The 21,081-nt window shown below is 51.5% G+C and carries 19 protein-coding genes; 7 read left to right on the top strand and 12 right to left on the bottom strand.

Annotated elements, in window-relative coordinates:
• The first annotated feature begins 28 nt into the window (after nt 1-28).
• The 5 genes from lpxD to IX84_RS11890 all read left to right on the top strand — a co-directional run bounded on the left by lpxD (nt 29) and on the right by IX84_RS11890 (nt 5,105).
• A complete protein-coding gene (lpxD, locus tag IX84_RS11910) occupies nt 29-1,078 on the top strand; it encodes a UDP-3-O-(3-hydroxymyristoyl)glucosamine N-acyltransferase (protein ID WP_044220590.1) in 1,050 nt (349 codons plus the stop codon).
• 69 nt (nt 1,079-1,147) lie between these two features.
• The gene (locus IX84_RS11905; protein ID WP_044220587.1) at nt 1,148-2,542 is read left to right on the top strand and encodes a bifunctional UDP-3-O-[3-hydroxymyristoyl] N-acetylglucosamine deacetylase/3-hydroxyacyl-ACP dehydratase; all 1,395 of its coding nucleotides are present in this window, start codon (nt 1,148-1,150) and stop codon (nt 2,540-2,542) included.
• Between the two features lies 1 nt (nt 2,543).
• The gene (gene lpxA, locus IX84_RS11900; protein WP_044220584.1) at nt 2,544-3,362 is read left to right on the top strand and encodes an acyl-ACP--UDP-N-acetylglucosamine O-acyltransferase; all 819 of its coding nucleotides are present in this window, start codon (nt 2,544-2,546) and stop codon (nt 3,360-3,362) included.
• Nucleotides 3,352-3,972: an ABC transporter ATP-binding protein gene (locus IX84_RS11895; protein ID WP_044220581.1), complete on the top strand. Its 621-nt coding sequence runs from the start codon at nt 3,352-3,354 to the stop codon at nt 3,970-3,972. The genes lpxA and IX84_RS11895 overlap by 11 nt, the downstream gene beginning before the upstream one ends.
• A gap of 131 nt (nt 3,973-4,103) precedes the next feature.
• Nucleotides 4,104-5,105 carry a fasciclin domain-containing protein gene (locus IX84_RS11890; RefSeq protein WP_044220578.1) on the top strand — a complete coding sequence of 334 codons (1,002 nt, stop codon included), beginning with the start codon at nt 4,104-4,106 and terminating at the stop codon, nt 5,103-5,105.
• Nucleotides 5,106-5,373: 268 nt separating this feature from the next.
• Here the strand turns inward: IX84_RS11890 and IX84_RS11885 are convergent, their stop codons facing one another.
• Together IX84_RS11885 and uvrC are read right to left on the bottom strand one after the other, a co-directional pair.
• On the bottom strand, nt 5,374-6,606 hold the full coding sequence (locus IX84_RS11885; protein WP_044220575.1) for a protoporphyrinogen/coproporphyrinogen oxidase: 1,233 nt from the start codon (nt 6,604-6,606) through the stop codon (nt 5,374-5,376).
• 110 nt (nt 6,607-6,716) lie between these two features.
• Nucleotides 6,717-8,531, bottom strand: a complete 1,815-nt coding sequence (gene uvrC, locus IX84_RS11880; protein WP_044220572.1) for an excinuclease ABC subunit UvrC — start codon at nt 8,529-8,531, stop codon at nt 6,717-6,719.
• A gap of 200 nt (nt 8,532-8,731) precedes the next feature.
• Here uvrC and IX84_RS11875 point away from each other — a divergent pair, with 200 nt between their 5' ends.
• Nucleotides 8,732-9,328: an outer membrane beta-barrel protein gene (locus IX84_RS11875; RefSeq protein WP_044220569.1), complete on the top strand. Its 597-nt coding sequence runs from the start codon at nt 8,732-8,734 to the stop codon at nt 9,326-9,328.
• A 274-nt stretch (nt 9,329-9,602) separates the two neighbouring features.
• On the opposite strand, the gene IX84_RS11870 is transcribed toward IX84_RS11875, so the two are convergent.
• Complete coding sequence (locus IX84_RS11870; RefSeq protein WP_052515965.1) at nt 9,603-10,961, bottom strand: C1 family peptidase; 1,359 nt, start codon at nt 10,959-10,961, stop codon at nt 9,603-9,605.
• Nucleotides 10,962-11,117: 156 nt separating this feature from the next.
• Nucleotides 11,118-11,315 carry a hypothetical protein gene (locus IX84_RS11865; protein WP_152605013.1) on the bottom strand — a complete coding sequence of 66 codons (198 nt, stop codon included), beginning with the start codon at nt 11,313-11,315 and terminating at the stop codon, nt 11,118-11,120.
• A gap of 640 nt (nt 11,316-11,955) precedes the next feature.
• Here IX84_RS11865 and IX84_RS11860 point away from each other — a divergent pair.
• Nucleotides 11,956-12,276, top strand: coding sequence for a hypothetical protein (locus IX84_RS11860; protein WP_044220563.1), 321 nt, complete (start codon nt 11,956-11,958; stop codon nt 12,274-12,276).
• A gap of 137 nt (nt 12,277-12,413) precedes the next feature.
• Here the strand turns inward: IX84_RS11860 and fabG are convergent, their stop codons facing one another.
• The 8 genes from fabG to IX84_RS11820 all read right to left on the bottom strand — a co-directional run bounded on the left by fabG (nt 12,414) and on the right by IX84_RS11820 (nt 21,069).
• Nucleotides 12,414-13,160, bottom strand: coding sequence for a 3-oxoacyl-[acyl-carrier-protein] reductase (fabG, locus tag IX84_RS11855; RefSeq protein WP_044220560.1), 747 nt, complete (start codon nt 13,158-13,160; stop codon nt 12,414-12,416).
• Nucleotides 13,161-13,198: 38 nt separating this feature from the next.
• Nucleotides 13,199-16,051 (bottom strand): excinuclease ABC subunit UvrA, encoded by a 2,853-nt coding sequence (uvrA, locus tag IX84_RS11850; RefSeq protein ID WP_044220558.1) that lies wholly within the window; start codon nt 16,049-16,051, stop codon nt 13,199-13,201.
• A 192-nt stretch (nt 16,052-16,243) separates the two neighbouring features.
• Nucleotides 16,244-17,536 (bottom strand): T9SS type A sorting domain-containing protein, encoded by a 1,293-nt coding sequence (locus IX84_RS11845; RefSeq protein ID WP_044220555.1) that lies wholly within the window; start codon nt 17,534-17,536, stop codon nt 16,244-16,246.
• Nucleotides 17,496-17,825 carry a hypothetical protein gene (locus tag IX84_RS11840; protein ID WP_044220552.1) on the bottom strand — a complete coding sequence of 110 codons (330 nt, stop codon included), beginning with the start codon at nt 17,823-17,825 and terminating at the stop codon, nt 17,496-17,498. Before IX84_RS11840 ends, IX84_RS11845 begins: the two co-directional genes overlap by 41 nt.
• On the bottom strand, nt 17,822-18,220 hold the full coding sequence (locus IX84_RS11835) for a T9SS type A sorting domain-containing protein (protein ID WP_044220549.1): 399 nt from the start codon (nt 18,218-18,220) through the stop codon (nt 17,822-17,824). The genes IX84_RS11840 and IX84_RS11835 overlap by 4 nt, the downstream gene beginning before the upstream one ends.
• Nucleotides 18,221-18,672: 452 nt before the next feature.
• Nucleotides 18,673-19,254, bottom strand: a complete 582-nt coding sequence (locus IX84_RS11830; RefSeq protein ID WP_044220546.1) for an RNA polymerase sigma factor — start codon at nt 19,252-19,254, stop codon at nt 18,673-18,675.
• A 418-nt stretch (nt 19,255-19,672) separates the two neighbouring features.
• Nucleotides 19,673-20,338, bottom strand: a complete 666-nt coding sequence (locus IX84_RS11825) for a class I SAM-dependent methyltransferase (RefSeq protein WP_052515964.1) — start codon at nt 20,336-20,338, stop codon at nt 19,673-19,675.
• A gap of 2 nt (nt 20,339-20,340) precedes the next feature.
• On the bottom strand, nt 20,341-21,069 hold the full coding sequence (locus IX84_RS11820) for a rhomboid family intramembrane serine protease (RefSeq protein WP_052515963.1): 729 nt from the start codon (nt 21,067-21,069) through the stop codon (nt 20,341-20,343).
• Between the last annotated feature and the right edge of the window lie 12 nt (nt 21,070-21,081).

The raw sequence follows: 21,081 nt of genomic DNA, 5'->3' as shown, positions 1-21,081 counted from the left end.
ATTTCTGCCTTTTTATTACCTTTGCGGGATGCAAATTACAGCAAGAGAACTCGCACATTTTCTGGGAGGCTCCCTCGAGGGTAATCCCGATATAACCGTCAGCCAGCCCAGCAAAATTGAGGAAGGAGGAGAGGGTACCATCTCATTTCTCGGCAATCCGAAGTACGAATCGTATGCCTACACGACAACCGCGTCCGTACTGCTCGTGAGTAAAGACTTTGCACCCAAGTCACCCGTATCCGCTACCCTGATACGGGTGGACGACGTGTACGCCTCTATTGCCCGCTTGCTGCAACAGTTTGGGCAACAGGCAAAGCCAGCGCCCGGCATTTCTGAAACGGCTGTAATTAGCGATGAAGCCATGCTCGGCAATCAGGTGAGCATTGGCGCCGCTGTAATCGTGGAGGCTGGGGCTCAGGTTGGAGAGGGTGCGATCATCATGGGGCAGGCCTATATCGGCAAAGGCGCCAAAATCGGCCCGAATACACTGATCTATCCTGGTGCCCGAATCCTGGACCGCTGCGAGGTGGGCCGGAATTGCATCATTCATGCCAACGCGGTGATCGGCAGCGATGGCTTTGGGTTTGCCCCAAGAGAAGACCGGAGCTACGAAAAGATTGTCCACGTCGGCAATGTCGTCATCGAAGATGAGGTCGAAATTGGTGCCAATACCACCATCGACCGGGCCACAATGGGCAGCACCATCATCCGGGAAGGCGTAAAGCTCGATAACCTGATACAGGTCGGGCATAATGTGGAAATCGGTGCTCATACCGTGATCGCTGCACAAAGCGGCATTGCCGGCAGCACCAAAATTGGCCAATATTGCCGTATTGGCGGGCAGGTAGGTTTTTCCGGACATGTAGAAATTGCAGATGGCTCACAGATACAAGCGCAGAGCGGCATCGCCGGAAACATAAAAGAACCTAATCAGGCTTGGTTTGGCTCCCCGATTATCCCTTACCGGGATTTCATCCGCTCTCACTCCGTCTTCAAAAAGCTGCCTGAACTCTACAAAACCATCAGCCGGATGGAGCGGGAGCTGGCAACCCTGAAGGCGCCAGAAGCGGACCAATAGAGCCGTATTTAACAGTACTATCCGCGAAAATCCTATCTTTGCAGAAAATTTCAGCTGACTAAAACTCTTATGGAGCAACAACATACGATCAAGAATACTGTCAGTGTGGAAGGCGTTGGCCTTCATACCGGCAAAACTGTGAAGCTGACTTTCCACCCGGCTCCGGTTGACCATGGCTATAAGTTCCAGCGCATAGACATGGAAAAAGAACCTGTCCTGAGTGCAGACATCAACCGCGTTGTTTCCACTCAGCGGGGTACGACCATAAAAGTAGGCCAGGCCGAAGTCCATACCGTAGAGCATGTCCTGTCTGCCCTCTCCGGACTGGGCGTTGATAATGTCCTCATTCAGCTGGATGGCCCGGAAGTCCCTATCCTGGATGGCAGTGCCGGCCCTTTTGTGAAAGCGCTGCAGAAAGCAGGTATTGAACCACAGGACAAAGCCCGGGAGTACTTTGTAGTCGAGGAGCCCATTTTCTACAAAGACGAAGCCACCGGCTCCGAACTGGTCGCATTACCGCACGATGGCTTTGAAGTGGTCGCTATGATTGACTTCAACTCCAACGTACTGGGCCAGCAGTACGCCCACCTGAATGGCACTACGGACTATGCCAAGGAAATTGCGCCCTGCCGGACTTTTGTCTTCCTGCACGAACTGGAATTTTTGTTCGAGCAGAACCTGATTAAGGGGGGCGATTTAGATAACGCCATTGTGATTGTAGACCGTAAAGTGGAGCAGGACGAGCTGGACCGTCTGGCTGAAAAACTGGGTAAACCCAGTGTCACTGTTGACTACGACGATGGCATCCTGAATACCCTGAAGCTACAATTCAAAAACGAGCCTGCCCGGCATAAGCTGCTCGACGTGGTAGGCGATATTTCCCTGCTGGGCATGCCAATCAAAGGGAAAATTCTGGCTACCAAACCGGGGCATACACCCAATATCGAATTTACGAGAGTGCTCAAAAAGGTATTGGTCGAAAAGCGAAAGCTCAAAGGCAAGCCCAATTACGACCCCGATGCAGAACCGCTGTTTGATTCCGTGAAGATCGCTGCCTGGCTTCCCCACCGCTTTCCGTTTCTGCTCGTTGACAAGATCATCGAGTTATCAGACACCCACGTGGTTGGTGTCAAGAACATTACCTTCAATGAAGGCTTCTTTCAGGGGCACTTCCCCAACAACCCGGTAATGCCCGGCGTACTGCAAATCGAAGCTATGGCGCAGACCGGCGGCATCCTGGCTTTGTCAACCGTAGATGATCCCGGCAACTGGGACACCTACTTCCTGAAGATCGAGAACGCTAAATTTAAAAACAAAGTCGTCCCGGGCGATACGGTCCTGTTCAAGATGGAACTCATGGCCCCTATCCGCCGGGGAATCTGCCAGATGCAAGCCACTGCCTATGTAGGCAATAAAATTGTATCGGAGGCCGAACTGACTGCTCAAATCGTTAAGCGCTCATAAGATGAATACGAACAATAGCAACGCCGTACCCTACATTCATCCGGAAGCTAAGATTGGGAAAAATGTCATGATTGGCCCCTTCGCTTATATTGACAGAGATGTTGAAATTGGCGATGGCACCTGGATTGGCCCTTCTGTCACCATTTTTGAAGGCGCACGGATTGGTAAAAACTGCAGGATTTTTCCGGGGGCTGTCATTGCCGGCATCCCACAGGACCTGAAATTCAAAGGCGAAAAAACCACCGCCGAGATTGGCGACAATACTACCGTAAGGGAGTATGTGACGATCAACCGGGGCACCTCTTACGCTAATACCACCAAAGTAGGCCAAAACTGCCTGCTGATGGCGTACGCTCATGTTGCACACGATTGCATACTGGGCGACAACGTCATTCTGGCCAATAACGTCAACCTGGCCGGCCATGTACAAGTGGGAGATTACGCTATTTTGGAAGGCCTGGTGGCCGTGCAGCAGTTTATCCACATTGGCAAGCATAGCTTTATTGCCGGGGGATCTTTGGTGCGCAAGCATGTGCCGCCTTTCGTAAAAGCGGCCCGGGAGCCTCTTTCCTACGCAGGCGTGAACAGCATCGGGCTTAGGCGGCGGCAGTTTAACGCAGAGAAAATCAACGAAATACAGGAGATTTACCGCATCCTCTTTGTCAAAGGGTACAGTACCTCTCATGCACTGGAGATTATCGAAGACTCCCTGGAGCCTACCGACGAGCGCGATGCCATCCTGGACTTCATTAAGAGCGCCGACCCGGGCATTATGCGGGGCTTTCAGCAACTGAACGGAAAAAATCCGGATGAAGATTGAATTAGCGGGCGTAGGTAAGCGCTACAAAATGGAATGGATCATGAGAGGCGTGGCGCTGACCATCCACCCGGCACAGCGCTATGCTATCACCGGACCTAACGGCTCAGGGAAGTCCACCCTGATGAAGATGCTTTCCGGCCACCTGACGCCTTCCAAAGGAAAAATCCAATTCACGCTCAACGATAAGCCGGTTCCTGTCAGCGAGGTCTACCAACACCTGGCTTATGCTGCTCCCTATATCGAACTGATCGAAGAGCTTACCCTGATCGAAGCACTCGACTTTCACCAACGGTTCAAGCCCTTTCAGGGGCAATTGCAATCTGATGACATCTATCGCATTCTCGGTTTCAAGAAAGCCCGCCGCAAGCCCATTCGCAACTTCTCATCGGGCATGAAGCAGCGGCTGAAACTTGCCCTGGCGATTCTTTCCGACACCCCTTACCTGCTACTTGACGAGCCCACCACCAACCTCGACACCGAAGGGGTACAGTGGTACCGGCAGCTCATCGAGCAGTACACCGCCGGCCGCACCCTCGTCATTGCCTCCAATGTGGAGGTCGATTTTGATTTTTGCGAGTATCATATCGATATACCACAGTATAAGCACTAATGCTTTCCTGCTGATTTTCAGCTCCTTCCTGACCTAATTCTGCAACAAAACTTGCTTCTTGCTGTTCCGCAGGCAAAGCAAATCAGCTTTGTCATTAGTAAACTATTCCAATCACACAATCCAAGTACATTATGAAAACCCATTTCAGCCTTAATGCTTTGTTTTTGACGAGCGTTCTGGCAGTATTCACCTTTGCCTGTGGGGAGCCCGCTCCAACTGAGAACATCGTGGAAGTCGCTTCCGGTAACGAAAATGTAAGCACTTTAGTCGAAGCCCTGGGGGCTGCCGAGTTGGCTTCTGCATTAGAAGGCGAGGGCCCTTTCACGGTCTTTGCGCCAACCAATGCAGCCTTTGAGGCCCTTCCCGAAGACGTTCTTGAAGCCTTGCTAAAGCCCGAAAACAAGGACGCTTTAACTGCCATTCTCCGCTATCACGTCGCCGCCTCTAAGCTAACAGCAACCGAGATCAAGGAAGCACTAAGCATGGCTACAGAAGGCTATACCGTAGAAACACTCAACGGCGCTGCCCTTATAGCCACTCTTGAAGGGGATGCCGTCAAGCTTGCTGATGTACAGGGAAACACAGCAAATGTAACCGGAGCTGACCTTATGGCTTCGAATGGCGTCATTCACACTATTGATGCGGTACTGCTACCGGGTGGCGTAAACCCTGCTGCCCTTCTGGGGCCTGCTGATATCGTTGGCGTAGCCATGGATAATGAGCAATTCGCTACGTTGGTTGCTGCCGTAAAAGCCGCAGGCTTAGTGGAGACCTTACAAGGCGAAGGCCCATTTACTGTTTTTGCACCGGTCGATGATGCCTTTGCTGCGCTGCCCGAAGGCACCGTAGAGTCCCTGTTGGAAGCTGAGAATAAGGATCAGCTCTCGGGAATACTGACTTACCACGTTGTAGCCGACAAGGTGGATGCAGCTACCCTTACCAACGCTATTCAAAATGCGGAGGAAGGCACCTACACCATTACCACTGTCAATGGTGCAGAACTCACTGCTTCCATTCAGGACGGGAAAGTGGTCCTTACTGATGCACAGGGCAATACCGCTACGGTAATTGCTACTGACGTTAATGCATCTAATGGTATCATCCATGCAATTGATGCGGTTGTCATGCCCTAGTGGTCTGTCAAGGCTAAAACTAGGGGTTGCCTGCGGCGACTTTTGAGGCTACTCTTCGTTGGATAACCCCTTACGTAGCGCTGCTATGCGCGGGAACATCCGCCTTGATTAGCCTCAAAATTCGCTCCCACTCAACCCATAAATTAACACTTGACAGACCACTAGCAGGCTTTCTTAGGCAAAAAACGGACAGCTCTGGCAGGTAAAGGACTGCCAGAGTTGTTTTGTTTTTGCGCTGATAGTGCAGCCGAATTGACAAGTATCACCCTCAGTCCCCTGAAATTTCCTCCGCCACCAACCGCCCGGTCCGCATAGCCGCATTGATGGAGCCATTCAGGAGGTGGTCCCCGATAGCGTAAAGCCCTTCACCAATCGACAAATCCGCATCGTGCTGCACATGCCGCTGCGCAGGGAGGGCGTAGGTGACTTCTCGGATATCCAGTAAATCCCATTCGTTGACCGATTGCCCAAACCAATGCTGCAACTCGCCCCGTACTTTGCCCGCCAGGCTTACATCATCCAAATCCGTCTTGCCTACAATTGACACGGACAACAAGGTTTTGCCAGAAGGCGCATACCCCTGTGCTACCTGACTGATCGGCGTAATGCTATTGACCAGGTCGCCGCTCCTCGTATTCAATGCAATCAACGGCTGTTGAACCGGCGTATGGCTCGTGATAAAATGCAGGTGCGTGGTTGTTTGGTATGCGGTATTCACCAGCGGCAGGTACTCCCGCACCAGACCGGTAGCTTCAGTAGCCAGCACGATGTTTTTAGCGCTCAGCACTTCTCCGTTTTCCAGAGAAACCTGATGGCCTTCCACTTTTTCCACTTTACAATTCAGGCGGATACTGTCCTCCGGCAAATTGGCGGCAAGCTGAAGTGGAATCTGCTGCATGCCCTTGTCCGGCACTGCGACTGCCCCTTCCGCAAACATTTTGAATACAAAGTCAAACATCCGGCGGCTCGTAGCAAGCTCTTTTTCCAGAAAAATCCCGCTGTAAAAGGGCTTGAAGAACCGGCTTACCATACGGCTGTCAAAACCGTATTCTTTTTCCAGGGCCTCAGCGGTGGTCATTTCCGGTTGCTTGAAGATGGCCTCCAGCGGCATTTCCTTTAGGCGGTTGCGAAGTTGCAGAATACCAAATTTGCTCCCCAGCCCGCCTGCTTTGGCAAACAGGGTAGGCAACAGGCTGCTCCAGTCGCGGAGCGGATCGCCAATGCGGTCGCGGCTGCCATCCGGTTGCAGGAGCATAGCGCCCGGCAGAAACGGTTTCAAATCCAGCTTTTTGTAATCGAGCAGGGCACGGGCTTCCGGATAGGCGGTGGCCAGCACCTGAAAGCCGTGGTCCAGCAAAAAGCCTTGCTTTTCAGTGGTTTTCACCCGTCCGCCCACCTGACCGGAGGCTTCGAGCAATAGAAAGGGCTTTCCTTTTTGGTGAAGATAGTTGGCGGCGGTAAGGCCCGCCAGTCCGGCTCCGATAATGATGGTCTCAGACATGGTATTCTTTTGGGTTTGGAGGTACTAAGTGATTTGATGAACCTGCCTGTTCGGCCGTGGCCTCACGGGCAGGCAGGATAAATGATGCAATTTTCTCCGTCACTAAGTTATCATTCTGCGCCTGCATCGGCAAAGTAGGTCTTAACTTTCTTGGCTACATTCAGCCCGGCCACCTCGGCGAGCTGGGAAGCACGGGCTTCCTTCACCCGCTTTACGGAGCCGAAATGCGCCAGCAACTTCTGCGCCGTTTTCTCTCCAATACCGGGAATTTTAGTGAGCTCAGAACCGGTGAAGTTTTGAGAACGCTTGTTGCGGTGGAACGTAATGGCAAACCGGTGGGCTTCGTCCCGTGCCTGCTGTATGATTTTTAAAGACTCTGACTTTTTGTTGATGTACAGGGGTACAGAATCTCCCGGAAAGTAGATTTCCTCCAGCCGCTTGGCAATACCGACGATGGTTACTTTTTCGAGAATACCAAGTGTCTTCAGGCTTTCCACGGCAGCAGAGAGTTGCCCCTTGCCTCCGTCAATGATGATAAGTTGCGGTAGCGACTCCCCCTCTTCCAGCAGCCGGCGGTAGCGGCGGTGCACGACTTCACGCATAGACGCAAAGTCATCCGGGCCAACCACCGTCTTGATGTTATAGTGCCGGTAGTCTTTTTTGCTGGGCTTGGCATTTTTGAATACCACACAGGAAGAAACCGGATAGCTGCCCTGCATATTGGAGTTGTCGAAACATTCGATGTGCAGGGGCAGGGCGTCCATACCCAAATCGGACTGCATCGTGCGCAGGATTCGCTCCGCGGATGTTTGCTTGCGTTTGGCTGAAGCCTTTTGCTTATGCCGCTGCAGCATGTAGTACTTCAGATTCTTCTCGGACAAGTCAAGCAGGCGCCGCTTATCACCGATCTTGGGCACAGTAACCTGCAGGGTTTCATCCTCCAAAGGGATATCCTGAGGCAGGATAATCTCCGTGGCAATACTGTTGAACCGCTCCCGGATGACCGGGATGGCATATTGCAACAGGCCCGCTTCATCGTCGTCGTCCAGGTTTTTGACCAGCTCCTGCGTGTGCGTGTGGATGATGGCGCCATTCACCACCTTGATGTAATTGACAAAGGCCTCTTTCTCTTCGGAGGCCACGGAGAAGACATCCACATCCCGGATGGTGGTGCTTACCACCGTAGACTTCGCCTGATAGTCTTCGAAAGCTGTCAGTTTTTCCTTGATACGCTGGGCTTTCTCGAACTCCAGGTTTTCGGCATGCTGCTCCATCACCCCCTTGAAGTGTTGCTTTACCGCCCCGAAGTTGCCTTTCAGGATATTGCGGACCTGATCGATCTTTTCGTTGTAAGCTTCCTCGCTCTCCAGAGCTTCGCAGGGGCCCATGCAGTTTTTGATGTGGTACTCCAGGCAAACCTTGAACTTGCCCGCTTCGATATTCTCAGCAGATAAATTGTAACTGCAGGTCCGCAGGGGAAACAGCCGCTTGATGAGTTCGAGGATGATATTCAGCCGTCCCTTGCTGGTGTAAGGGCCGAAGTAGGTGGAACCATCCCGGACCACTCTCCGGGTAATGAACACCCGGGGGAACCGCTCCTTTTTAATGCAGATGTAAGAGTAGCTCTTGTCGTCCCGCAGCATCACATTGTACCGGGGCTGATGCTTTTTGATGAGGGTGTTCTCCAGCAGAAGGGCATCCGCTTCGGTTTCTACCACGGTGAATTCAATGCGGCGGGCATTTTTCACCATCACGCGGGTGCGGTGGGCGCGGTCCTTGCGCTGCCCGAAGTAAGAAGAGACCCGGTTGCGCAGGTTCTTAGCCTTGCCCACATACAATATGGTATCCTCCTCATCGATAAACCGGTACACCCCGGGCTGCCGGGGGATGGTATCAGAAATGGCCTTGAAGTCTGTTGTGGTCATGCAATGCTTGTAGTTTCCCGCAGTGAAGTCACCAAAATAATCAATTTGGGCATGGGTAGGTTCTACGCTGACTGATGTTTTTGGAGTAAAAGTGAATTTCCTTAGGAAAAACAAGCGCTGGTTAACGCCACTTTAACGCATAGCAGGTACGAATCGCAAAACAGGGGGCGTTATTCCCTCACAACAACAAGAGATAAGCCATGAAATCATCTGCCAAAATCCTATTCATCGCGGTTGCTGCACTGATTCCCAGCGTTGCCGCTACGGCCCAAACCCAAATCAACCCAAAAGTCGGTGTCAACTTCTCCGGCGTGGAAGCCAAGCTGCAGGACATCACCGCTGAGACCCGAGTGGGCTGGAACGCGGGCGTTGACCTGCGCATGGGCGACAAAGCCCTCTACCTGCAACCGGGACTGCACTACTACAACTTCACTGCCCGCCTCGTGGAAGGCGTAGAGCACCCCGATGACATCGCTTTTTCCGATGAGACCACCATTCAGGCACTGAAAGCCCCGCTAAACATTGGGCTGCGCCTGACCGGCGACAACGGGCTGATTGGCATTCAGGCCCGGGGCGGTGTCACCCCAACTTACATACTAGGTGTGGATGAGAAAAACGGCATCGACTTCAACAAGGAAGACCTCAACAGCTTCACCTGGGGCGCTAACGTGGGCGTAGGGGTCAATTTCCTGTTCCTCACGGCTGACCTGAACTACGAAATAGGCCTGGACGACTTCTTCGCTAATGCGGAAGGAGGCAATAATGTCCTGAGTTTAAGTGTGGGAATTAAGTTTTAAGCTATGCTATGAACAACTGAGCGTGGGTAGCTGTCCAAGCCACCCACCCCCAAATTTCCCAAATGTTTGACACTTGCACCGTTGCCTATTCCCAGGCACGGTGCTTTTTTGTTAGACTTGATGCGTCGGGGATCATTGCAGGGTTAAAATGGCTCTTTCCTTCCCACGCTATGCCTTTTTTCAGTCACTTAGCTCAGGCTAAGCTCCTAAAAAAAGCCTTCGCGTGGTTGAAAATAGCTCATTTTTCCCACTACACTGACCCGACGCATCAAGTCTATTGTTTCGGGATTTCGATGACCATGCCCACCGCGCTGGCACTTTCGGTATTGGCCTCGAAAGCGACATTCGCACTTGATTTGAATTCCACCTGACGGGAGCGCTCATTGCCCAGTGCATCCCGGAGCTTAGCGGCATAGGTGTTGCCATTACTGCGGTTGATGCGTTGATTGAAATCCTCAAAGTTGAGTTCCTTTTTACTCACCACAATAGCGATCTGGTCCTGACTGCCAACCTTATCTGCCACCATGGAATAATCCCGTGGGAAAAGGCGGGTACCGGTCACGCCACAGTAAGCCGAATGTTTAGGCGTGTATGGGAAGAGCACATAGCTGGAGCCGTCCGTTTCCTGTCCAAAGACGTAAGTGTAACATTCCACCGAATTGGCAATCAACACCTTAAATTTATCGCCTTTCTGAATGGGCTGGGCACGGAAAGTCATATCGTCCCTGCGCTCCAGCTTCAGGGTTTGCTTTGCTTCTGTATCGTAAAGGCCAAACTCCACTGCCATGCGCTTTGAATCCGCAGCGGAAGGTTGTGGGTAGATGGCGTAGGCTTCCTTGTTAAAGTGGTCAAAATCCCGGTAGCGCACCCAGGCCATACCATCATCGCCCCACTGCGAGCCCCAGGAATTCATAATCTGGAAAGCGCCCCCTTCGTAGTTGTCATCGTAGCCAATAACGCACATCGCATGGCCGCCGTAGCCACGCATGCCATAGTCGCGCTGAGAGGGTTTCCAAAGCGGCTGCCCCATCATATTCTGCATGAAGGTGCCGCCGACCATCATACCGATGACCACAGGGTAGCCCTGGGCAATATGTTGCTTGATGCCGTTGAGGTCCGTTTTGTAATTGGAAGCGCCCACCGACAGGCGGTCGTAGCCACGGATGCGGTAGCGCTGCCCGGCCTGCTTTTGCTGGCTGGACGGTTCTTTGGCGCACGTCCGCTCATCGTAGTTAAATTCGCTAAAGGGCAGATTGCCGTACTGCATCATGGCTTTCATAGCCGTGTTCATGTAGGCCCCCTGACAGCCGGAAAGTGCGATTTGATTGTACAGATAGGCAGGGCTGAATGCCACCCGGTCTGCGGGCTGCCCGGTAGACTGAGCCTGGAGGATACTACCTGCTGCGTAGGCACTCGCCCATCCTACACAAGAGCCCTGTTTCCCCTGATGCCGGCGGGTAGGGGCATATTGCTCCAGTGATGCTTTGGAAGGCAACCCGGACTGCGCACCGAAGCCATAGCTAACGGGCTCAAATACCTGAGCTTTATCATACTCATTGGGATCGAGCGTTGCCCCAATAGAAAAGGCTGCAGCCTGATCGGGGTCCGGTGCCGCGTACCCTCCGCTAAGCATTTCACTGCCGCCGAAGAAAAAGTACCATACTGCACCTACTAGTGGTCTGTCAAGGCTAAAACTAGGGGTTGCCTGCGGCGACTTTTGAGGCTACTCTTCGTTGGATAACCCCTTACGTAGCGCTGCTATGCGCGGGAACATCCGCCTTGATTAGCCTCAAAATTCCCTCCCACTCAACCCATAAATTAACACTTGACAGACCACTAGCAGGGCAGGAATAATCAGCTTTGGACGGCGCACCAGGAACATGATGATGAGCGGTAGTAACCGGATCAGAAAATTCCCTTTTCCGCCTCCGTTACCGTTATTGCCCCGCGATGGCTGCGGGTCATCTTTTTCCATTCGAATAGGCATCAGTCGTTGTGTTTTGAGTGGTTAAATAACTTTTCACTGCTCAAAAATACAGACGCCAGAAAAAAAACTGGCCACTTTTTACCGATGAGATGTAACAAAGCCATGTAATTGGCGTATCAATACGCAACCCAAACGGACAGGTCGTTCCCTCCTACGCTGTCCATCCACTACCCTTCAACAAATAAGCACGCTAACACATCCCCTGACATTTTGAAAGCACTGCTTTTGTGCACATCTTTTGTGTGCCCGGAAGTAGTGAAATGCCCCCCAAAGCAGTTAAATATCCGGGAACAAAAACTCGTATATAGAAATTTTTTAATTCAAAAACTTAGGATATTTAAAATCTTACTTTTAGATTTGTTACAACAAACCTACTGAACAGTCTTCTCCCCCCATCCCACACTAAGCAAACGGCTACTACACACCAATCACAACACCAACTTCATTTACACACTGTACCAGGCTACAGCCATGCGTTGTAGCATCAAACTGGATGTACTCCGTTCTTTTCATGGGGCAACCTTTTGGAAAGACTGGCCTGCATACATGCTCATTTAAGCCAGTATGAGCGATCAGGTTACAGGAGCTATGCACACTACTTATTGAAACCTTATTGTGGAACTGTCTAAAGTTTTCACCCATGCACACATGGAACACTATCAAAACCGTAAGCACAAACAAACTTGACCGAGCTATTGAAGTCTTGGAAACCCTTGAGCGTCCTGTCTCTTCCCGCATTCTGGAATACCTCCGGAAAAACGGGAAAAGCAAGCTGATGGACATCGCCCTGCACACTCAGTATAACACAGAAATACTGGAAACGCAACTGGAAAAGCTTTGCTTGTCCAAGGCTGTCCACCGCCACGATGACATTCTTGGCTGCCATTACACCATTAATGCACGTCAGCTATTCCAAACCCGTAAATCTGTACAGGCGCTTGCCGCCTTGTATAAAGAATGATGGGTTCGGTGCCTTAACACACAGATTGAGACTCCCCATAAGATTCACGAAAGTTTGTCACGATTTGCTTAAAAAAAGCCGGGGGCTTACCCCCCGGCTACTTTTCGCTTTTCTTCACACAGGGAAGCCCTGTACTGCTATGTATTCAGTGCTCCACAGACACTGATGACTTGCCCGGACAGGTAGGTAGACAAATCAGAACCCAGGAATACACACACATCAGCTACTTCTTCGGCTTTGCCGAGGCGGTTCATCGGGATGTTTTGCAGGTAGCCTTCCCTGACCTTCTCGTCGAGGCTCTCTGTCATGTCCGTTTCGATGAAGCCGGGCGCAATCGCATTGCAGCGGATGTTGCGCGAGCCCATCTCCTTGGCAATAGACTTCGTGAAGCCAATAATACCCGCTTTGGAGGCGGCGTAGTTGGCCTGCCCGGCGTTGCCCGTCATCCCTACGATAGAGCTCATATTGATGATCGAGCCACCACGGTTTTTCATCATTGGGCGAATGAGGTGCTTGGTGAGGTTGAAGATCGACTTCAGGTTGGTTTGGATCACATCGTCCCAGTGGGCTTCCGTCATGCGGAGCATCAGGGTGTCTTTGGTGATGCCAGCGTTGTTGACCAGGATATCCACTTGCCCGAACGCTTCCAGCACTTCCTTAGCCAGATTTTCTGCGGCCTCATAATCGGATGCGTCTGATTGGTAGGCTTTTGCCGTTACGCCCAGTTGTTCCAGCTCGGCAGCCAGTGCGTTGGCTTGTTCCGCAGAGGAACGGTAGGTAAATGCCACATTAGCGCCCTGCTCCGCAAACCGGCGAACAATAGCAGCACCAATACCGCGGGAGCCCCCGGTCACCAGCGCTACTTTTCCATCTAATAGTCCCATGTTTGTTGGTTTTTTTCAGATGGTGAAGGTAGCAAATTTTACACTTCCAACTTAGGCTTTAGGAACTGCCCGGTATACGAGGCCTCCACTTCTGCCAACTCCTCAGGCGTGCCCTGAAAGACCAGATCGCCACCCTCTTTGCCGCCGCCGGGGCCCAGGTCCACAACCCAGTCGGCATTTTTGATCACCTCCATATTGTGCTCCACGACCATGACGGTATGCCCGTTCTCCACGAGCGCATTCATGGCATCCAGCAGCTTGCGGATATCATGAAAATGCAGACCGGTGGTAGGCTCGTCAAAAATGAACAGGATGTGCTCGTTGGCCCGTTCCCGCGTCAGGAAGGAGGCCAGCTTGACCCGCTGCGCTTCTCCCCCGGAAAGGGTGCTTGAGGACTGCCCCAGGTGGACATACCCCAGCCCCACATCATAGAGCGGCTGCAGCTTGCTGACTACGTCTTTTTCCTCTTCGAAAAATTCCAACGCTTCCTCCACGCTCAGCTCCAGGATATCGTAAATGCTTTTGCCTTTGTACTGCACATCCAACACTTCCTGCTTGAACCGCTTGCCGCCACAGGCTTCGCACTCCAGGCGTACATCGGCCAGGAACTGCATTTCCACCACCTGTTCGCCCTCCCCTTTGCAGGTATCGCAGCGCCCGGCATCCACATTAAAGGAAAAATGCTTGGGCTTGAAGCCACGTATTTTAGACAATTGCTGATCGGCCATCAGTTTTCTGATCCCATCGTAGGCCTTTACGTAGGTGACCGGATTGGAGCGAGAGGATTTCCCAATCGGGCTTTGGCTCACCATTTCTACCTGCGTGATGGTATCCACACTGCCCGCCAGCTGATCGAACTGCCCGGGGGCTTGGGAGTAGCTTTCGCCCAAATGCTTCTTCAGAGCGGGGTACAGAATCTGCTTGACCAGCGTGGTCTTGCCTGAGCCGGAAACGCCGGTGACCACCGTTAAGGTGTTTAGCGGGAAGCGGGCGGTGATGTTCTTCAGATTATGCTGCCGGGCGCCCTGTACCTCAATGTAGTTAGCCGACTTGCGGCGGTGGGCAGGCACCGGTATGCTCATACGGCCGCTCATGTACTTGGTTGTCAGGCTTTCCGTCGCCTCGGAGTAAATGCCTTCGTAGGGACCGGCAAAGACCACTTCCCCACCGTGGATACCTGCTGCCGGGCCAATATCGATGAGGTAGTCCGCACTTTCGATAATGTCTTCCTCGTGCTCCACTACGATGACCGTATTACCAAGGTCGCGCAGGGAGCGCAGCACGCGCACCAGGCGGTTAGTGTCCCGCGGGTGCAGCCCTACACTGGGCTCGTCCAGAATGTACATGGAGCTCGTGAGATTACTGCCCAGGGTACGGGTGAGGTTAATCCGCTGGGTTTCTCCACCGCTCAGGGTAGCAGAAAGCCGCCCCAAAGTCAGATAGCTTAGCCCCACATCGCTCATAAACTGCAGGCGGTTATTGATTTCCAGCAGCAGCCGCTTGGCAATTTTTTGGTCGTGCTCACTGAGTTCCAGGCTACGCAGGTGGTCCAGAAGTTCATCCACCGGCATCTCTACCAGATCAGTAATGGGGCGGTCCTGGATTTTCACGTAAGTCGCTTCCTCCCGCAGTCGGCCGCCCTCACAGGTGGGACAGGTCGCTCTGCCCCGGTAGCGGGCCATCATGACGCGGTTCTGAATCTTGTACATCTTTTGCTCCAGCTCGGCAAAGAAGTCGTTGATGCCATCGAAGTACTGATTGCCTTTCCAGAGAAGGCGGCGCTCGGCTTTGGTAAGATCCTGATATGGGGTATGCACCGGAAAGTCGAAGTGGTGGGCGGTTTCCAGTAACTGGTCCAGCCAGCGCCCATATTTCTCGCCCCGCCAGCAGGCGATGGCTTGCTCGTAGACAGATTTGGTTTGATCAGGTACCACCTTGCCTTCATCTATGCCCATGACTTTGCTGAAGCCCTCGCAGGTAGGGCAGGCACCGTAGGGGTTGTTAAAATTGAACAGCTGTGGTGTAGGCTCCAGGAAGGATACCCCATCAAGCTCAAAGCGGTTGTTGAAGTCTTGTTCCTCCCTGCCCATGATATCGACAATGCACTCCCCTTCTGATTCGTAGAAGGCCGTTTGGACAGAGTCAGCGATGCGCTTGTTGTTTTCTTCATCCTCTTGCTTAACCACAAAGCGGTCAATCAGAATGCGGATGCCTTTGTCTTTGATATCGCCCAGCTTTTTGTCCAGGTAAGCCGCGCCGGATTCCAGCAGGTCTTCCGCGTACTGCAAATCGCCTTCCACCTGCAGGCGGGTATAGCCTTTTTGCAGCAGCAGTTCCACTTCTTGTTTCACCAGGCGGTCTTTGTATTTGTAGGGCAGCGGGATAAACAACTGCACCTTGGTGCCCTCCTCAAAGCGGTTGATGTAGTCCACCACATCACTGACTTCGTGCTTGCGGACCTCCGCACCGGAGACCGGGGAATAGGTGCGCCCCACCCGTGCGTAAAGGATGCGCAGGTAATCATAAATCTCGGTAAGCGTGCCTACTGTGGAGCGGGCATTGCTGGTGCTGACCTTCTGCTCAATCGCAATGGCCGGGCAAATGCCTTTGATGTAGTCCACATCGGGCTTTTTCATCCGCATCAGGAACTGCCGGGCGTAGCTCGACAGGCTTTCCACGTAGCGGCGCTGCCCCTCGGCGTAGAGCGTATCCATAGTGATGGAAGACTTGCCGGAACCGGACACGCCGGTCACGACCACCAGTTGATTCTTAGGGATATCGAGGCTGACATTCTTGAGGTTGTTCGCCCGGGCGCCCTTGATCCGGATCGCCTCTTTGAGGTTCTGTTCACTAGGCTTGTCAAGCGTTGGCGTAGTCGCTTTTTTGGACATAGATGCAGGTTGAAGTTTTTCACTCCTATGCTTTTTGAAATGGTACAGCGCAAAGAAGCTGAACCATTTCACAGCATAGGTGCTGACATTAAGCTGGTTTGCACTGGCAAACCACTTAATCGTCAGTATCAGTATAGAACAGCGGAGGGAGGCTAGGGTTGTGTGGATGGGGAATTTTGCTTTACGCCAACGCTACTCCGCAATAATCAATGGCTCGGGACAGACCTTGCCTTCACTGCGCAACTGAACGACATACTGCCCGGCAGGCAGGAAAGCTGGCAGCTCAAATTGCCCTTCCAGCCCGCCAAAGTAGGCATCTTGCCTATGGACTATCCTGCCCAAAACATCAATGACCCGGATTTCACCGTCAAAAGTCAAAGCTTCAGGCCAGCGTAGTTGTACCTGCCTTCCAGTCAGTGGATTGGGGTAAAGGAGCCATTCGGGACAAACTGATTGTTCCCGGTATTTTGGGAATGGCGGGCCGAATTTCGTTAGCCATGCGTGGAAATAATCATTAAAGGTCCCCTCTAATACATTTAGGCGGTTACGCCCAATATAAAAGCCTCCATCAGACGCAGGGGCAATATCACGGATAAAGCCATTATTGCCTAAGTCGCCTACAGCAAACTTTACATCCCAAAGTATTTCACCGTAATCGCCAAATTCAAATAGCCACCCACCGCCATACAGAAACGGATTGTTTTCCGGAGGGTCAGAAGTAATATCTCCGTCTTGTGAAAGTGACCTACTCCCTACGATAAAGGTATTGGCTATTGTCTGAAACATCCCGATGCCAGTAGCCCCACGGCTGCCACCAAAAGTCCGGCTCCACTCTAAGCTAAAATTTGAGTCTAGCTCTGCGACCCAAATATTGTTAGGTCCACCCTTATAGTGAAATATCTGCTGATCCTTCGAGTCGGTATTACCACCTAACATAAACCCACCGTCAGTAATTGGAATTAATCTAAATGCCGCATCATGCCCTGAACCACCAAAAGAATAATCCCGCATATACTGTCCTTCTCCATCCAATTCCACTAGCCAGATGTCGAAATCACCACGCGGAGCAGAAATATGCCCATCCGGAGAATCGGAAGAGCCCACCAGAATGTAGCCCTGCCGGAATTCAATAAGGTGGCTCCCCAAATCTGTTCCACTGCCACCGATGGTACGCTCCCACTTTAGATTCCCATTCAGATCAAGTGCCACCAGCCAAACATCCCGGTCACCATAATGATTGCTTACATCTCCCCCACTGCCTTCAGTGCCTCCCGTGATAATGATTTGCCCATTGCCGGAAAGAAAAATGCTACTGCCTGTATCATCCTGCGGCCCTCCAAATGTCCTTTCCCAAACTAACCTGCCATCCGGATCATACCAGGCCACCCACAGGTCTTTCTGATTTCCTTCCACCTGCCGCCAGCCTGTTAGTATTACGCCCCCATCAGGGGCGGCTGCCAGGCCTCCTAATTTCACGGTAGCCATCGTTAAAAGTATTAATCCAGACTTTTTCTCCGGATGGAGAGATTTTTGCAAGGAAAATCCCATCCTCATCCTTCGTATTACCTGTGAAGTCTCCCAACTTGCTATTCATTCCCCCCTCCCAATAAATGTTACCATCAATGCCTTCAATAAATTGATGCCCAAATGAACCTTTCTCACCATAAAGCGCCACGCTCCACAAAGAGTCCGGCTGAGCAGCCAATGACAGACTCGACAGCAGGGCAAGGCCACAGCATATCAGACAGGGCAGGTATTCTTGCAGTCGATTCATTGGGCAACGATAAAGGTTTGGCTAATAACCTGATTGGCGGCTCTTGCCTGCAGGCAGTACATTCCAGTTGGCCAACCCGTAACGGAGAGCGGCCCCTGTAAAATACCTCGCCAATCTTTCCGGTATACCTCCTGGCCTGAAGTATTGTAAATAATAATCTGTTCGATAGGTGCTGAAGATTCAACTATCAACCATTCTTTAACCGGGTTGGGGTGTATTTGAAACATTACTTCATCCAATTCCGCCATTTCAAGTACTGCATTTACTTTACCTCTTTTCTGACCTGCGATGCCATTGTTGTCCTGTCGCTTCAAATTAGTCCCTCCGGGCGCGCACACCTCAAATGTGTTAACCATAGATTTCAAAAATTGTACATCTATTTGAATGACACGCATGGAGTCTACTTTAGAAGACAACTCAGTCCGTTGGGCTGAAGAAAGTAGGAATTGTGACCTATCCGTGGATGGAAAAACAAAGCCCGATAAAACCTGAGAATGACCTGAAACCAAAACACAAATTAACAATGTCAATCCGGAAACTATTCTAAGCAGTTGGTAGTTGGTAGTTGGTAGTTCATAAAATGACTAATTCTTAAAATAGAAATATGATAACAAAAAAATCAACAATGCCCAGATTAAATAGTTCAAAAATACAATAAAACAGCTATTTATCTACAAAAAAGCTAATGCCCAAATTTTACATGGCTAGGCAAGCCTTCCTCTAAAAGCCAAAAAAAGCCGGCAGCAAAGCTACCGGCTTCCAATTTTTGGTTTACGGATTTTCAGGCGTGAGGAGAATTGGTGCCCCGGCTATCCGCCGGGACAGTGGTAGTTTTTTTATGCAGTTACTACTGTAATACGATTTCGCGCTCTTCTACTAATTTGCGAATATTGATCAGCGCATAGCGCATGCGGCCCAGGGCGGTGTTGATGCTCACCCGGGTCAGCTTGGCGATTTCCTTGAAGCTCATGTCAGCATAGTGGCGCAGGATGACCACCTCGCGCTGCTCAGGCGGCAGCATATCCACCAGTGCCCGCACTTTATCGTGGGTCTGACTTCGGATGATGCCTTGCTCAGCGTTGCGCTCAGAAGACTGCAGCACATCAAAAATATCGAAGGTTTCGGTTGGAGACACCTTTGGGCGGCGCTTGTTGCGGCGGAAGTAGTCCACGCACATGTTGTAGGAAATACGGAGTGCCCACTGCAGGAATTTGCCCTCGTGGTTGTATTTGCCCTTGCGCAGGGTGTCGATAATTTTTATGAAGACTTCCTGAAAGATATCCTCAGCCAAGCTTTGGTCTTTGACGAAAAGATAGATGGAAGTGTAAATCCGTTGTTTGTGGCGGGAGAGCAATTCTTCGAAAGCTCTTTCGTCGCCGGACAAATAATTGGTGATCAACTGTTGGTCGTTCAGTGGTGTAACTTGCATAACTAAAATCAAATTAGCGTTATGGGATATTATGTCGCAATTCTTTTAGTGTAGAAGTTACTTTCTATAGACCTGTGATTTTGTTGAAAAATTGTCCGTGACTCGGATAATAACAATTCAAAGATAAGGGCATCTCAGGACAAATGCGAGTGCGGCCCTGATTTTTTTGCTTCCTTTAACACAAATTTAACCGGAATTACAAAATAAATATTAACAAAACTGCTTGAACCACACGGTTTTAACTAAAGCATCGCAAAGCACAGTCTCAATATTTTAAAAACGAAAAAAAATCAGGACAAAAATTCTGAGCGCAATAAAATCCGGCATTTGTTACTGCCTTTTCAGTGAGCAAGGCTTCCAATTATAACTTTGGCAACAGCTGCCCGGAGTTGATGCCCGGATGGCATTTTTTTAGCGTTTACCCATTTTTCTCTTTCTCTTCCATCCGCAGCACCGCGCTGTAAAAAGGCACCCATCGCGTGTAGTGATAATCCTCTGTTTCCACTGCAAAGCCATAATCTTTGAGCAATTCATCGGTGCGGCGGTTGAGGTAACAGCCTTCTGCCAGGTGCTTCCAGACCGGCGTTACGGCCGATTGTATCCAGCGTTGCGGTTGACGGTCGTCGTGAATGTGCTCCAGGACCAGTAGCTGACCGCCGGGGCGCAACCATTTGCGGAAGTGCTTCAGGGCTTGCTCCAGATCAGGAATAGTACACAGCACAAGCGTACTGACAATAGTATCAAGGCTACCTTCGCCCAACTGAGCGCTCACTTCGGCATCGCCAACACCGGCTTCCAGTAATTGAATATGCGAAGCATTCAGTTGCTGAAGGACAGTTGCCGCCTGTTCAGCCATCGCCTGTGCGGGTTCGATAGCCAGTACCTGAGTGGCAGGGTCGTAGAGTGGAAAATTCACACCTGTCCCAGCCCCAACCTCCAGCACCCTGCCCCGTGCCTGCGTGAGCAAAGCCCGTCGCATATCCATCAACAGGCGGGCTTCCAGCTTTTCCATGACGGGATTGTACAGCTTAGCGAAAAGCCTGGTATATAAGGTGTCCGGTTGTTTGGCGTTTGAACGGCTCATACTTACCAGCTTCGGGTGGAGAACCAGCTATCATTGCCTTCGTCCCGTTCACGTTCGCGCTCGGCCTTGGTCTTGTCGAAGGCGTCGCGCTCCAAAAAGAAACGCTTTTCGGCTTCTCCTTCCCGTTCCCAGGACCAGGTGGGGCGTTTTTCCTCGGGCTCTATGCGGTTCTTGAACCAAAAAGCGACAAAGATGCCGACCAGGGCACCAAAGAGGTGGCTCTCCCAGGATACCCGCTCATCCGTTGGCAGAATACCGGCAAACATGCCTCCGTAGTAGACTACCACGATCAGAGACAATACAATAGAACGGATATTGCGCCGGAAAATGCCGGTCCAAAACACAAAAGCCACCAGACCGTACACCACGCCGCTGGCACCAATATGAAAGGCATCGGGCCGCGCAAAGCTCCAGACGGCAAGCCCGGTCAAAATGTAAATCGTGGTAAAGCTGGCGACAGCTACCCGGCGGTAGAAAAAGAAGAGTATGCCGGTCAGCACAAAAAGAGGGGGCGTATTCGCAAGCAGGTGCTTCCAGCCCGAATGCAACAGAGGCGCAAAAAGAATCCCCTTAAGCCCGAATTGGCGGCGGGGGTAGATCCCCATCGTACCAAAATCAGCGCCGGTCAGGACCTGCAGCAAATGGATGCCCCAGATGATGCCCACCGTCCACAGCGCGATTTTGAGGGCGCTTTTGAAATTGCGGGAGGCACGATCCAGGGCAGTACTCATGGCTTAAATTTT

Source organism: Phaeodactylibacter xiamenensis (assembly GCF_000759025.1).
Lineage (GTDB): Bacteria > Bacteroidota > Bacteroidia > Chitinophagales > Saprospiraceae > Phaeodactylibacter > Phaeodactylibacter xiamenensis.
The sequence above is the reverse complement of the archived record's forward strand: the minus strand, read 5'-3'. Positions and strand labels throughout refer to the sequence as shown.